At 49.9% G+C, this 13,140-nt stretch carries 15 protein-coding genes; 6 read left to right on the forward strand and 9 right to left on the reverse strand.

Translation table 11 applies throughout. From position 1 onward, the window contains the following. The first annotated feature begins 59 nt into the window (after positions 1-59). Entirely contained in the window at positions 60-533 is a 474-nt protein-coding gene (locus tag VIN76_RS08805) for a pyridoxamine 5'-phosphate oxidase family protein (RefSeq protein ID WP_414696323.1), read from the forward strand. Between the two features lie 14 nt (positions 534-547). Then, positions 548-790, forward strand: a complete 243-nt coding sequence (locus VIN76_RS08810) for a hypothetical protein (protein ID WP_332041462.1) — start codon at positions 548-550, stop codon at positions 788-790. A gap of 36 nt (positions 791-826) precedes the next feature. Here VIN76_RS08810 and ligD read toward each other — a convergent pair whose 3' ends face one another. The 3 genes from ligD to VIN76_RS08825 form a co-directional block, all read right to left on the reverse strand. Further along, a complete protein-coding gene (ligD, locus tag VIN76_RS08815) occupies positions 827-3,349 on the reverse strand; it encodes a DNA ligase D (protein WP_332041463.1) in 2,523 nt (840 codons plus the stop codon). A 2-nt stretch (positions 3,350-3,351) separates the two neighbouring features. Continuing rightward, complete coding sequence (locus VIN76_RS08820) at positions 3,352-4,191, reverse strand: Ku protein (protein ID WP_332041464.1); 840 nt, start codon at positions 4,189-4,191, stop codon at positions 3,352-3,354. Between the two features lie 79 nt (positions 4,192-4,270). Then, a complete protein-coding gene (locus VIN76_RS08825; protein ID WP_332041465.1) occupies positions 4,271-4,537 on the reverse strand; it encodes a hypothetical protein in 267 nt (88 codons plus the stop codon). Positions 4,538-4,627: 90 nt separating this feature from the next. Here VIN76_RS08825 and VIN76_RS08830 point away from each other — a divergent pair, with 90 nt between their 5' ends. Further along, positions 4,628-5,143 carry a CinA family protein gene (locus VIN76_RS08830; protein WP_332041466.1) on the forward strand — a complete coding sequence of 172 codons (516 nt, stop codon included), beginning with the start codon at positions 4,628-4,630 and terminating at the stop codon, positions 5,141-5,143. Between the two features lie 8 nt (positions 5,144-5,151). Here the strand turns inward: VIN76_RS08830 and VIN76_RS08835 are convergent, their stop codons facing one another. Further along, entirely contained in the window at positions 5,152-6,063 is a 912-nt protein-coding gene (locus tag VIN76_RS08835) for a DNA topoisomerase IB (protein ID WP_332041467.1), read from the reverse strand. 234 nt (positions 6,064-6,297) lie between these two features. On the opposite strand from VIN76_RS08835, the gene VIN76_RS08840 reads away from it, so the two are divergent. The 3 genes from VIN76_RS08840 to VIN76_RS08850 all read left to right on the forward strand — a co-directional run bounded on the left by VIN76_RS08840 (position 6,298) and on the right by VIN76_RS08850 (position 8,382). Continuing rightward, a complete protein-coding gene (locus VIN76_RS08840; protein ID WP_332041468.1) occupies positions 6,298-6,768 on the forward strand; it encodes an MgtC/SapB family protein in 471 nt (156 codons plus the stop codon). A gap of 121 nt (positions 6,769-6,889) precedes the next feature. After that, positions 6,890-8,134: a type VI secretion protein ImpB gene (locus tag VIN76_RS08845; RefSeq protein ID WP_332041469.1), complete on the forward strand. Its 1,245-nt coding sequence runs from the start codon at positions 6,890-6,892 to the stop codon at positions 8,132-8,134. Continuing rightward, positions 8,131-8,382 carry a hypothetical protein gene (locus tag VIN76_RS08850; protein WP_332041470.1) on the forward strand — a complete coding sequence of 84 codons (252 nt, stop codon included), beginning with the start codon at positions 8,131-8,133 and terminating at the stop codon, positions 8,380-8,382. Before VIN76_RS08845 ends, VIN76_RS08850 begins: the two co-directional genes overlap by 4 nt. A gap of 7 nt (positions 8,383-8,389) precedes the next feature. On the opposite strand, the gene VIN76_RS08855 is transcribed toward VIN76_RS08850, so the two are convergent. The 5 genes from VIN76_RS08855 to gntA form a co-directional block, all read right to left on the reverse strand. Beyond that, positions 8,390-9,451: a glutathione synthase gene (locus VIN76_RS08855; RefSeq protein ID WP_332041471.1), complete on the reverse strand. Its 1,062-nt coding sequence runs from the start codon at positions 9,449-9,451 to the stop codon at positions 8,390-8,392. After that, positions 9,448-10,695, reverse strand: a complete 1,248-nt coding sequence (locus tag VIN76_RS08860) for a tyrosine/phenylalanine carboxypeptidase domain-containing protein (RefSeq protein WP_332041472.1) — start codon at positions 10,693-10,695, stop codon at positions 9,448-9,450. The genes VIN76_RS08855 and VIN76_RS08860 overlap by 4 nt, the downstream gene beginning before the upstream one ends. Then, positions 10,692-11,603, reverse strand: coding sequence for an N-formylglutamate amidohydrolase (locus VIN76_RS08865; RefSeq protein ID WP_332041473.1), 912 nt, complete (start codon positions 11,601-11,603; stop codon positions 10,692-10,694). The genes VIN76_RS08860 and VIN76_RS08865 overlap by 4 nt, the downstream gene beginning before the upstream one ends. 184 nt (positions 11,604-11,787) lie before the next feature. Further along, complete coding sequence (locus VIN76_RS08870; protein WP_332041474.1) at positions 11,788-12,366, reverse strand: urea carboxylase-associated family protein; 579 nt, start codon at positions 12,364-12,366, stop codon at positions 11,788-11,790. Beyond that, complete coding sequence (gene gntA / locus VIN76_RS08875; RefSeq protein ID WP_414696326.1) at positions 12,363-13,079, reverse strand: guanitoxin biosynthesis heme-dependent pre-guanitoxin N-hydroxylase GntA; 717 nt, start codon at positions 13,077-13,079, stop codon at positions 12,363-12,365. The genes VIN76_RS08870 and gntA overlap by 4 nt, the downstream gene beginning before the upstream one ends. Positions 13,080-13,140: the final 61 nt, after the last annotated feature.

Below are 13,140 nucleotides of genomic sequence, written 5' to 3' on the forward strand. Positions count from 1 at the left end.
GAGAGCGGCAGACCCGCCGCTCTCAACTTTTCTAACCTCTATGTAACAATCAGGAAAACATGATGACCAATACCGATGACATCAAAAAAGAATTTTGGACTGCTCTGTCCGACAGCCCCAACATGCTGGTTAATTTACACAGTTCGTCCGATCACAGCGTTCCCATGCGCGCGTATCTGGACGAGGATGCCAAGGGTGCAATATGGTTTTATACCAGCCGCTCCAACCGGCTCGCTCCCGGCGGCCAAGCAATGGCACAGTTCGTTAGTAAAGGGCATGATCTCTTTGCCTGTATAGATGGCATTTTGTTTGAGGAAAAAGACACCTCCATTATTGATAAGCATTGGAATAACGCAGTCGCCGCCTGGTATGATGAAGGGCGAGACGATCCCGACATGCTCATGCTGCGGTTTGAATTGCGCGATGCTGAAATATGGACCGCCGATATGAGTATCAAAGGCGCTTTTAAAATGATGCTCGGGATGAGAATGCAAGAAAACGAAAGCGGAGATCACGCGACGGTCAAACTCTAACGGACAAGATCATAATGTCACTGACTCAATTAAATCCCCCTCTTCCAGTGTTTGCATTAGACAAAGGCAATGGGCTTGCACACGCCATAATCGATTATGGACCGGAACATAATTTAATCTGGGTCACTGCAATCGATAGTACCGGAGAAATCTGGTGTATCCCAAATCCCAAAATCCGGCTGCAAAAGAACTGGACGATGGGACGGCCACTGGAGCCGGTCGTATGCGAAAATGCAGAAGCGGCCAAAGCCTCGTAATCTGCATTGTCTTGAGTTTAGACTGATTGGATATATTCAAATATCGGGAAGCTCCTGCGCCGCTTTTCCCCAGTGGCGCAGGCCCGTCTGATTGGCCCGCTCGACCAGTGTGTTTATATCTTTGATAGTATAATGGCCGGCGCTATCAAAATCGTCTAGCTCTTCCCAAGTTACCGGCACGGCCACCGGAGCATTTTTACGCGCACGAACAGAATAAAGAGCTATCGAGGTTGCTCCGCGCTGATTGCGTAACCAGTCAATGAATATCTTTCCTTTGCGTTTTTCCTTGGACATGGTGGCAGTAAACTTGTCGGGCTGTGCCTGGGCTAAAGCGGTGGCAAATCGCCGCGCGAAATCCTTTACTTCCGGCCATTCGGCCTGCGGGTCTAGCGGCACATAAACATGAATGCCTTTACCGCCCGTCAGCATCGCAAAACTGGTAAGTCCGAGGTCGGCAAGTGTCCGCTGAATATCCTTCGCTGCTTTTATGACATCTGTGAAATTCAGACCTTCATCCGGATCAAGGTCGAATATCATCCGGTCCGGTTTTTCCAATGGGTCAATCCTTGATCCCCAACCATGAAACTCGATCGTGCCCATCTGGACACAGGCCAGCAGTCCGGATACGTCTTCAATGTAGATATAATCTTCGACACCGCCGTCTTTCTCGGTAATTGGCACCTCTTTGACATGCTCTCCGAAACTCCCGGCATGATGTTTCTGGAAAAAGCATTTCTTTGCACGGCCTTGTGGACAGCGAACAAGACTGAGAGGACGATGAGCGACCCACGGGAGCATCAGCCCGCCCATTTCTTTATAATAATCTGCCAGATCCCCCTTGGTCGCCTTCGCATCCGGGAATATTACCCGGTCGCGACTGGAAATATCCACTTCTTGAGAACTGTCCTCGGTCTGATCCACCTGTGAAGGCCGCTCAGGTGATACATCTTCCGCTTTTTTATCCATGCGTAGCCCGATAAAGCTGCCGTGGCGCACACGCTCATCCGCCGTAAATTCGGCAAAGGCGATTTCGGCAACCAGTTTTGGCGTAATCCAATGGGCATCTTTGGCTTCCGCCTTTGGTACATCGGCAGGCGGAGTCTTTCGGGTGAGCCGAGCCATCTTGGTCGCCAGGTCATCCATTACATCTTGAGTAAAACCGGTCCCTACACGTCCTTTGTAAACCAGTTCGCCATTCTCATATTGTCCAAGCAACAGCGACGCAAAAGCACGGCCTTTCTTGTCGGACTCACGCCAACCAATAATCACAAATTCCTGCCGTCTCGTGCATTTGATTTTCAACCAGCTTTTGGTGCGGCGGTTTCGATAAGGTGCGTCGGCACGTTTTGAGATGATTCCTTCCTGCCCCGCCTTGCACATCGCACTGTATAGTTTTTCACCGGAACCGATAATATGTTCGGAAAAACGGATTGGGCCATCGCTATCCCCTAGCAACGTAGCCAGCCGTTCCTTGCGCTCAATTGTAGTAAGAGAAGTTAAATCTTCCCCTTCTTGCTCCAATATATCAAAGGCAAAAAAAGTCAGGTCGCCGCTGTCTTCTTTCAACGCCTTCTGGAGTGCTGAAAAGTCCGGATTTCCATTCTTGTTCAGTTTGACAATCTCACCGTCAATAAGAACTGGCGGCAGGTCCAGCGCCTGCGCGGCCTTGGCAATATCGGCAAATTTATCCGTGTAATTTTTGCCTGACCGGGTGTAAATTACTGCCTTGTCACCCGCTACAGCCAGCTGACAACGGTAACCATCATATTTGATCTCGTGGAACCAGTTATTTCCGGCTGGTACATTGTCTACTAATGTCGCCAGTTGGGGTTTCCGAAAGGCTGGAGCTTTGCCCTTGGCGGGCGTTTTATCTGTATTCTTCCTGGAAATTTTTGATTTGGCGTCGCTGTTATTTTCAGCTTTTCGCATGGCTTCATTGAAAGATTTCCCCTTCTTGCCCTGAAGCGAAATCTCTCCGCCCTCATCGTCGGCGATTTCCGTCATGCTGCGGCCTGTTCTTATGCTGGTAAGCTCACGCGCCACGAGGTCATCGCTCCCTCCCGCATGTTCATCCTCGATCTTGCGAAGCAGCCAGTTTTCCCGCTTCTCACCCTTTTTGCCGCGCATCCTTACCAGCAACCATTCCCCTTTCATCCTCTCGCCGTTCAGGATGAAATGCAAATGGCCTTTTTCCAGATCATCAGCACTCTTGCCCTTGACCGGCGCCCATGTTCCTTCATCCCATAGCATTATCGTACCGCCGCCATATTCGCCTTTCGGGATTGTTCCTTCAAACTTGGCATAAGATAGCGGATGGTCTTCAGTGCGAACGGCTAACCGTTTGTCATCTGGATTAAGGCTGGGGCCCTTGGTCACTGCCCAGCTTTTCAATACGCCGTCCATTTCCAAACGAAAATCATAATGCAGTCGCCGCGCTGCATGCTTTTGGACAATGAACCGGTTACCCTGGCCTTTATTAATTTTACCTTCGGGCTCTGCTGTCTTCGTGAAGTCACGCTTCAGATTATAATCAGACAGAGGATCGGATTGCCGGGCCATGACTAGCTGGCTTTACGCGATCTGCTTTTCTTTGCGGACGGCTTCTTTCCGCCATCTTTTTCAGCAACCGACTTTTTCAGCGCCGCCATCAGATCAATAACATTGCCGCTCTCGTCCGTGCTGTCCTCGACATCCTCCAGCACCTTCTTGCCACCCGCTTTGCGTTTCTTGGCAATCAGCTTTTGCAGCGCATCCACATAGCGGTCCTGATATTCTTCAGGATCAAAGGGAGCCGATTTTTCCTCAATCAGCTTCTCGGCAAGGTTAAGCAGTTCCTTGTCTGGCTTAATATCATCTATATCTTCGAAATAGCTCTGCGCCTTTTTTACTTCATCGGCATAGCGCAGCGTTTCCAGCACCAGCCCGTTGCCGCATGGTTTCAAGCTGATCAGATGCTCGCTACCACGCACAGCAAGCTGCCCCACCCCGACCTTCTTTGTCTTACGCAGGGCCTCACGCAGAACGACATAGGCTTCTTCCGCCAAATCGTCGGCTGGAACTACATAATAAGGCTTTTCATAATAGAGTACGTCGATTTCATGTGCATCGACAAACCGGGTCAGCATCAAGGTTTTCTTGCTCTCCAGTTTTACGGCGTCAATCTCGTCCTGATCGAGCAGGACATAGCTGTCCTTTTCATATTCAAACCCTTTGATTATTTCATCATGGTCAACCGGCCCGACACCGGGAACGACTTTTTCGTATTTTATGCGCTTTCCCGAAGGCTCGTGTATCTGGCGGAAAGAAATCTGTGCGCCCGACTGGGTTGCAGGGTAAATCTCGACCGGGATCGAAACCAACGCGATCCTGATCTGTCCTTTCCAATATGCACGTGCTGCCATGTCTGGAACTTAACTTGCAACCCCCTGATAGGTTCCCAAAAAAACTTGAGGAGCCCCATCCGGATTTAGTTCAAAACTGTTATGAATAACCCAGTATCGTGGCAACCACTATAAACAGCACCACTGCAATCAGCCCACCGAAGAACACGATACGGCGCCATGGTTTGTTTAATATGATTTCACCGCCACGCGCCCTCTGGCCCTCAATTTGCGGTGCACCATCATCAGAATGCGATTTCGATTTTATCGGATCATCGGCATTTTTCTGTGTCATGAAATAATAACGGACGATTCTATGAAAAGTTGCATTCATCTTTGCTGAAAAACATACGGTATTTTTGGCCATCGCTCTCTGTCAGTAATAGGACGCACCGCAACTTTTTTGCAGCCAAGTCGTTTCTATTGCCAACGCTCGCCAATTGATCCGGAGTGGGATATGACCCAACTGCTTTCACTTGATGTACCGCAGAAGTTGGAAAATAACCTCAGGGAATTTCTTCACAATGTCTGTGAGCGGGAACTTCGCCTTGCCACTGCGGAAAGTTGCACCGGCGGTCTTATAGCGTCCTTATTGACCGATATAGAAGGTGTGAGCCATGTTTTTGAACGTAGCTTTGTGGTTTATTCCGATGAGGCAAAGCGCGACATGCTCGGCGTCCCTGCCCATTCGCTCGAAGTTTATGGAGCGGTATCAAAAGAGGTGGCAATCCAGATGGCCGAGGGGGCACTTAACAGGTCCAGGGCGGATATAGCTTTGTCTGTGACCGGCTTTGCGGGTCCTCCGCCGGGCAATGAGGAAGAAGGACTGGTCCATTTCGCATGTGCCTGCAAAGGAGTGGAACCTCTGCACAAAGAAATTCATTGCGGCGCGGTGGGCCGGACGCAGATACGGTTAAGCAGTGTGGAAGCCGGGCTTGGGCTCATGAACGAGGCTCTTCGCAAAACTGCCTGACACCAAAGCTATTTGCCTTCATGACGGATAAGATTCACCAGGCGGCTTTCCGCAACCCGTAATCCACGAATTCTTTCAAATTTCGCCTTGAGTTTCTTCTCCCGTTTTTCCGGTTGCATCTCGATCAAAGATATAACCGCCGGATGAATATAGCTGCTACGGCATATTGAAGGCGTGTTGCGCAAGACTTTCGAAGCCGCCTCACAAGCCAGTTTGATCGTAGGTTCAGTTTCTCTAAAAACAGCATCCAGCCCGGCGACACTACCCTGCCAGGTGCGAAACATTTTGGCGCTGATATCCTCCATCCCGCCAACCTCTTTGAGCCATTGATTAACATCTGCGGAATCCAACGGATATACGTCTCCATTCTCTCCAATATATTGGAACAGCCTTTTTCCGGGCAGATCATGCACCTCTTCCAGAATGGTTTGGAGTTTAGTATCCCGAAGACTCATCTGCACCCGCTTTCCTCCCTTTGCACGATATCGCAGGCGCAGGATATTCTCCTCATATTTGACATTACTCATCTTAAGCGTGGTCGCGCCCTGACTGGATTTTGATCGTCCGCCAATCCGTATCGCTGTCCTGTCAATCAACCGAACTACAGCAGCAATCGAAATCTCTTTTGAAAACCTGTCGGACTTTCCTGCTTCGTTCATCAAGGTATCAATACGTCTGCGAATGCGCGGAAGGCATTTCGCAAAATCTGCAAGCCGTTCAAATTTTTGCCGGTTGCGAAATTCCGTCCAGTCGTCATGATAATGATATTGTTTGCGAGATGCGCTATCAAATCCCGTGGCCTGAATATGGCCATTTGGCTTGGTGCATATCCATACGTCAGTATAGGCTGGCGGTAATCCAAGACCTTTTATACGTTGCAGATGTTTTGCCGACTTCAGCGTTGAGCCATCCGGTAGCATATATTGAAAACCACGCCCCCGTTTAACGCGGGATATTCCAGGTTCATTATCGCTTACATATACAAGCCCGGGAGGAGGCGGGCAGTAGGTTGAAGATTGCATGGGTTTCACAACCTATCAATACGTTCCTGAAAGCCTCCGGTTCCCGCGATACTTTAATGAATATCTTTAATTATTTCCCGGGACAGGCCTGAGACTGCAACCGAAGGGCGCGCGAGTTGTTTTACTTGTATCATGAACGCCCTTTTTACTCCTGAAACCATCGCATGGACGGACTTTTTGTTGCGTATGGGCGCTGCAACTTTTTTGCCGCTGCTGATCGGCATGGAACGATTCTTGCGACGTAAACCGATAGATTTTCGGCCATTTGTGATTATCTCTGTCAGCGCTTGTGGCCTTGCGATCGGTGCCATGGAACTGCTCGCAACGACGAATGACGAAAATTTCCAGATTGATCCAAGCCGCATTTACGAAGGGGTCATAACCGGTATCGGCTTTCTGGGCGCTGGGGCCATGTTTCGTGAAGGCAGCTTTGTTCAGGGAGCCGGGTCAGCAGCAGCTATCTGGTCTTCGGGGGCTATTGGCCTAATATGTGGGTTTGGCGAATTATGGCTGGCTATTATCATAACAGCGATAATTCTCATTCTTCTCCTGATTAGCGGGCCCTATACAACGCGCTGGGACCCCAGCGGTGAGAAGGAATAGATATGCACACCTTCGACACACGAGATATTTTTCATAAGTTTGCTCGTTCCAGATGAACAGTTCTTGACGAATGTTCACTTAATGTTCTCATATGGCAGTCTCCCGAATCACGAAGGCAGCCATGCGCAAACCCACCACCACAGAACATCTCTATCTCGACTTCGACGGCTTCTTTGCCTCGGTTGAGCAGCTGCGTGATCCATCGCTGCGAGGGCGACCGGTAGGCGTTGTGCCCTATGAAGGCGGCAGGACCTGTATGATTGCCTGTAGCCGCGAAGCCAAAGCCATGGGGGTACAGAATGTCATGATGGTGGATGAGGCGCGGCGCATGTGCCGTGACCTGATCCTGGTGCCCCAAAAGCCGGATCTTTATAGGCGCGCCCATAATGCTCTGGTCGCACAGATAGGGTCGGTCGTTCCGATAGATCAGGTGAAGTCGATTGACGAGCTATCCTGCCGTCTGGACGAACGTCAGCAACATGACCCTGCGGGCGTTGGCGCGCGGATCAAACGGGCAATCCGTTATAATATCGGCGCGACCGTAACGTGCAGCATTGGTTTTGCAGCAAACCGCCACTTGGCAAAGATCGCCGGATCAACCCAAAAGCCTGATGGTCTGACCATATGGCACCCCAGTCTGATGCCGGGACCGTTAGCGAAGGTCGCTCTTGATGACATTCCCGGTGTCGGTAAACGTATGCGGATCAGGCTTGGCAAAGCTGGCGTATTCTCAACCTCTGACCTCCTGAAGATCCAGCCCAAGCAAATGCGCGCCCTATGGCGTAATGTCACCGGTGAGCGCCTTTGGTATGCACTTCATGGCTATGCAATCGAGCCGCCGCCGACCGAGCGCGGCATGTATGGACATGCCCGTGTGCTGCCCCCGGAAGCAAGGACTATGGCAGATGCACGGTCGATAGCGCGTGTGTTGCTCGTTAAAGCGGCCAGACGGTTACGGCGCGCCGGGTTCTACTGCCAATCGCTCATGCTGTGGATGCAATGTTATGACGATGGATTTGCGGATAGTATCAGCCTGCCGCAGGTCAATGATGACCAGGCCATACTCGCCGGCCTGAAAACGCTATGGGAACGCGCAGAACGCCGCTTAAACAGCAAGACAAAGGTTTTGCGGGTAGGAGTGACCTTGGGCGAGCTTACCCCGGCTAATCACCGCCAGCTTGATTTTCTGCTCAATGACGATACCGAACGGCAACGATGGGAACGGCTTGGCCTCGCGATCGACCGGCTTAATATCAAATATGGCAAGACGGTTGCCAGTATCGGTTTTTGGGAACCGCCCAATGGCGGCAATGTCGGTGGCAAGATTGCGTTCACACGTATTCCCAGCGGCGAGGATTTCTGGTGAACTGGAAACGCAATATACAGGTGCTTGATCTGGAGCCCAGCGACCGGCTGGAACTGCTATGCCGCAAATGCGGGAAGCTTAGATGGTTGACGGGAGAGGAACTGCTGAGCCGGCCAGATGCAAAATATCTCTGGCTTGAAGATGTCGAGCGGCGTGCACGATGCCGTCAGCGCGGATGCGGCGGAACCATGCGCATGGCTATGCCGGGTGAAGGCGAAACCTCTGGCTTTGTCGGAGGCATTGCGTAACGAGCTATCATAAAACCGCCAACTGACGGTTGGTTAAGGTTCCACCATATTGCCGGTTAAGTCGCACTTTTCGTTCGAGGTCATCAATAATGGCACCGGAAAAGTTCACCTCGCTCAAATCCTCGATATATGTAAGCCCACCCGGCGTATCGACATTGATCTCCATCATCTTGTCACCGGCAATGTCCAACCCGGTCAGATACATGCCATCTTCGATCAACTTCGGGCCAACAATTTCCGCAACCTTCATTGCGACTGCGTCTGGTTTAACCAATTCTACGCCGCCGCCTGCTGATATATTAGACCGGGGATCATCGCTCTTGCTAAACCGGTGGAGGCAGGCAAATTGACCGTCCACTTCCAGCGGCTTGCCATTCAGTGTAATCATGCGAAGATCACCCTTGCTGGCGGCGGGAAGATATTCCTGAACAATCGCGTAACCGTCACGAATAACAGCCTCCATAATCTGGTTAAGATTTTGGCGGTTAGCTTCGTTGATAATGAATACTCCTTGACCACCGGAGCCTTGCAGCGGCTTAATCACACCCTTGTCGTCATGGGCCTTCAGGAACGCAACGATTTCATCGGGTTCGCGTGTGATAGTCGTGGCGGGACGAATTTCTTCGGGAAACCCTTGAAAATAGGTCTTGTTCACTGCATCGGTGAGATGTTTCGGATCGTTCAGGACGATAACCCCATGGGCGGCAGCAATCTGCGCGAACAACAGGCTGGATGAAGGTGCCCAGCTACGAGAACCAAGTTCCTCTGCCGGATCGCTACGGAGCATGAGAATATCATATTTCTCCACCTCTATCCGTTGACGACTTGCGCTCTTGTCCTGAAGATGTGCAAGGAAATTTTTGTCGTTTTTGAATTTTGTTTTATTGGCTATGGTCGCCATTGCGCAGATTGTTCCATGCCAGTCATAGATAAAATCACCCAGACCAATTAGCGCAACATCATGGCCACGCGCAGCCGCTCGTCTTGCCAACCGGATTGTTGTGTAATTATCCTGCTCAGTTTCTACGCTATTAACAACAAATGCAATTTTGATTTTATCTTTTGTCATTGTTCAGGGCTTTCCTGATAAAGTGAACATAGTGACATAGAGCGGACTCTATTCAGACGCTCTTGGGCGTTTCTATTGTGAAGAAATTGCGGAATTATATCCGGCGGAATGATAACCCCCTGTTCGAGAAGTTTCTCAAGGCTATGCAACTGTTTCAGCGCAAATTTACCGAGAAATAGTATTTCCATCTCACCATCATGGTGCAGATAGGCAAGCAATTCCGAAAGCCCTTTCAAATATAGCGCATCCTTGGTCAGGCCTCCGCCACGTTTGGCCCGAACGGCGGTTTCGAATGCCATATCGCTATTCATATGAAATTCTTCGGCTAGGCAGGCATAGATTTCAGCGCCTTTATATTCTTCAATCGCCATATGAGCCGCTATGACACGCGCAGCCAATATACGCAGCCGATCAGCGGGGAGATACCCCGCGAGATATTCCGCCATAACCGCCAAACCTTCTTGCAGAACATCATAATCTGCAAGGCCGCCCGCCAATGTATGGAGCGGCTGACACAGACCGTTATGGCGGCTCACAACGTGGGTTCCGACCTCATGCTGGATCAAGGGATCTATCCGGGAGTTTGCAACGCGGTAGTCATAGGCTATATGGAAATTGCCCATAGACGTGTATAGCCCCGTTCCGGGATTTGGATCGATAATAACATCGCATTTGAAATCGGGATTGCTGGAGGTATAAAATGCGGTTGCCTTGCGAGCCGCATGTGCGACAGCATTAGCATCACAATCTGCTTCGTCGCTCGGCAAGGCAGGAACATTTTTCATTATATCATCTGCTTGCTCGAGAAGCTGTTCCCCTACACTCCCAAACAGATCGACGCTGGCCAGTATAAAGCCGTCACGGTCGCGCATCCTGACCAACTCTATCTGGCGGTCCAGTTCGCGTTGCTTCTCGATTAACAGGGCTTCAATCAGCGGATTTTCAATTTCATCAATGGGCAGAGCGAACAGGTGCTTTCGCAAGACAGGTGCGTCATTGCTTAACCCCTCGCCATATTCACTGTCGGGCATGTAACGAAAGCCAGAAGCAATAAATTCAGTTTTGATTTTATCGATATTAACCGGCGTGAGACGGGTTAGCCAATCAATCTGACTATCCATTATAGCTAAGGCTTCATCGATTTGCGCCGCAGCGGGGGATAATTTGGCTCTACGCCTACTGTCATCCTCTAGATCATGCTTTCGCTGGGAAGCACGAAACGCAGCCAGGCCACTACTACTCATGCAATAGACCGCGCCATTTGTTGAAAATAAATGCGTGCTTCGTTTACGGCATGGGAAAGTCCCTCACGCAGACACTGAAGCGCTAGAATATCCGCTTCGCCTGTCCACTCATCCATGAACGATTTTTTATATTCCAGGGTTATGATGCAAGCTTGATCGCCATATATATTGTGTAGCCATTCAGGGAAATTGCCCCCATCTTCCCACCGGATATTGACCCCAACGCTTGGGGTTTTTCCGCAAACCGGAAAACGGCGCAATTGTTTCGCAAAACGTTCCAGCAATTCGCCATAGATCTCATGGTTCATGGTAGTCGCGCCCAGGTCAATATCCGGATTTTCATCTGGTAGAGCTGGCGGGGCCTCTACGCCTTCGCGGCGGTGATTATAACTATGTATATCGAGCAGCATGATGTGGCCGTATCTTGCGATCATTTTATCGCAATGGTCACGTACCATGGCATAAAATTGATCGTGCAGCTGCATAGACTTTTCAATCTGCTCCTGCGGAAGATCAGGGCTCCAGACATGAAGTCCCCATAAGTCTTCCGCATTGGTGGATATGGCTTTGTCCCGCGGCCTGTTCAAATCCACTTCAAAACGTGAACGGTTTACACGTAACAAACTATCGCCAACGGGTAGAAAATAATCGGTCAGCGGGTCCTCTTCACGCAAGCGATCCATATCGCTAATTTCAAGCCACGGCTGCAATTCATCGCGTATCGTGTGTCCAGCGTGAATGGCGGTTGTGATAATCGGGCCTGTCTGAACCAAAAAATCCCAGGGACGGGTTTCACCCGAATCCGATTGCTGCGCGAATGCAGCGCGATTATTCGGTATATGGTTACATTCCTGCAGGGCCGATTCCGACATGTTAAAGACAACGCTGTTAAGCGATGTTGGTTGCATCTTTATTCGGGATGTAGAGAACGGATGGATATATCCGAAATATCTGAGAATGAAGAGATAAAGACGGAATATAACGGCTCTGCAAAACAGAACAGCTATTGGATGGCTGAGATACAGAAATATCGCAGTCCTTAATCAGATAAGGCAATAATGTAATGCTTTTGCACGAATGGCGAGTTGCGCACTACTCAATCTCATATTCGATCGGTTTGAAGCTGCCATTGTTTGATTGGGGGGCGCTACATGCTGTCAGGCCGATAACCAGATCCATTTTCGCTTCGAAGCAGATAGTATCCCCGGCTTTTGATCTCGGTGGCTCTACGGAAAGCTCTCCGGTTTCCCCATCGACAACGACGTTCATAAAACAGTTAAACGCAACCGGAATATCGTCCTCAGAAATAGAAAACGGAGCAAGGGCCTCTTTTAAATTGCCAAAGCAACCGTGATGGGGAGATTGATCTCCGTAGATGATCCGAAAAGTGTCTTTCGAACAAGGCGTTAACAGAAAATCATGACGCCCCACGTCATCATGGGTAATTTCCAGCATGACATTTGAACGGTTGGAATAGAGCGGATCGCCTTTGGTCAGAAATATTCGCGATGCATAATCGAGGGTGCGACCCGAAGACAGAACTTCGCGGGTATCTTTCGCATTATATGCTAACAAATCGGCCACCTGTTCACCTTCCGGATCACGGACTGTGAGAGTCTGGCCTTTTTCCAGACAAAATGCCGTACCGCTTCTTGGTTCTATTATGTTCACTTGTGATCCTCCGTGTTGCCCTGTAACTCTCTTCTTTTAAAAGGGCACTGCCAGTTATTATCCACCTTGCGTCCGGAATATTGGGGCGCTTCCGAACTGGTTCCAAAACGGGAAAGCATCGGATTTATACTACCCTGAAACTTTCGATCCCGTTGTAATATAGCCTTCCGCATACCCTCATATTTCCCCTGATCACGCAGGTTTTGAAACTGGGAATGAAGGTTAAGAACAATAGCAGGCTTGAAAAAACGGCGAGCTTTGCGTGAGGCCCGCGGATGCAAGCCCACAGCAAAAAATGCGTGACCGCCGAAACTAAGCGAAAAATGAGTGTCCTTCGGATCACTGCTAACGCTCGCATCATTTTTATATCCCAGCCAAACGTCTTTGTCCGTCCAGCTTTGCAAGCGCTCCCATAGATATTTTTCATAATTCCGCTCGCTAAGATTGAGCGGTCCTTCAAATAATATTATCAGCGACCGGAACCCTCGTTTTCGGTTCCCGTGCTCTTCTGCAAATCTGACGACTGCGGTATGGAGAGCCACGTCATTCCAAGCAGATGTCAATGATCGCGCATGCAGGATATACAATCCGCCCTGATTAAGGGCTGACTTGGCCCCGACACAGGGAAAATCCGTTCGCTCGATAAATGAAATTAATTCTCTTTCTTTGGTCGGACCGCTACGATCCGGTCTCCTTGGCGGGGGATAATGCAAAACGTCCTCTGGAAGAATATTAATGATAAGATAAGTACGTCTATCCTGATATTCGGTTGCA

Origin of the sequence: Parasphingorhabdus sp. (assembly GCF_036568145.1) — a bacterium.
Lineage (GTDB): Bacteria > Pseudomonadota > Alphaproteobacteria > Sphingomonadales > Sphingomonadaceae > Parasphingorhabdus.

Bases quoted from the DNA above. Each gene is read 5' to 3' on its own strand.
- VIN76_RS08805 (WP_414696323.1), top strand. From the start codon at position 60: ATGATGACCAATACCGATGACATCAAAAAAGAATTTTGGACTGCTCTG.
- VIN76_RS08810 (WP_332041462.1), top strand. From the start codon at position 548: ATGTCACTGACTCAATTAAATCCCCCTCTTCCAGTGTTTGCATTAGAC.
- ligD (WP_332041463.1), bottom strand. From the start codon at position 3,349: ATGGCCCGGCAATCCGATCCTCTGTCTGATTATAATCTGAAGCGTGAC.
- VIN76_RS08820 (WP_332041464.1), bottom strand. From the start codon at position 4,191: ATGGCAGCACGTGCATATTGGAAAGGACAGATCAGGATCGCGTTGGTT.
- VIN76_RS08825 (WP_332041465.1), bottom strand. From the start codon at position 4,537: ATGGCCAAAAATACCGTATGTTTTTCAGCAAAGATGAATGCAACTTTT.
- VIN76_RS08830 (WP_332041466.1), top strand. From the start codon at position 4,628: ATGACCCAACTGCTTTCACTTGATGTACCGCAGAAGTTGGAAAATAAC.
- VIN76_RS08835 (WP_332041467.1), bottom strand. From the start codon at position 6,063: ATGCTACCGGATGGCTCAACGCTGAAGTCGGCAAAACATCTGCAACGT.
- VIN76_RS08840 (WP_332041468.1), top strand. From the start codon at position 6,298: ATGAACGCCCTTTTTACTCCTGAAACCATCGCATGGACGGACTTTTTG.
- VIN76_RS08845 (WP_332041469.1), top strand. From the start codon at position 6,890: ATGCGCAAACCCACCACCACAGAACATCTCTATCTCGACTTCGACGGC.
- VIN76_RS08855 (WP_332041471.1), bottom strand. From the start codon at position 9,451: ATGACAAAAGATAAAATCAAAATTGCATTTGTTGTTAATAGCGTAGAA.
- VIN76_RS08860 (WP_332041472.1), bottom strand. From the start codon at position 10,695: ATGAGTAGTAGTGGCCTGGCTGCGTTTCGTGCTTCCCAGCGAAAGCAT.
- VIN76_RS08865 (WP_332041473.1), bottom strand. From the start codon at position 11,603: ATGCAACCAACATCGCTTAACAGCGTTGTCTTTAACATGTCGGAATCG.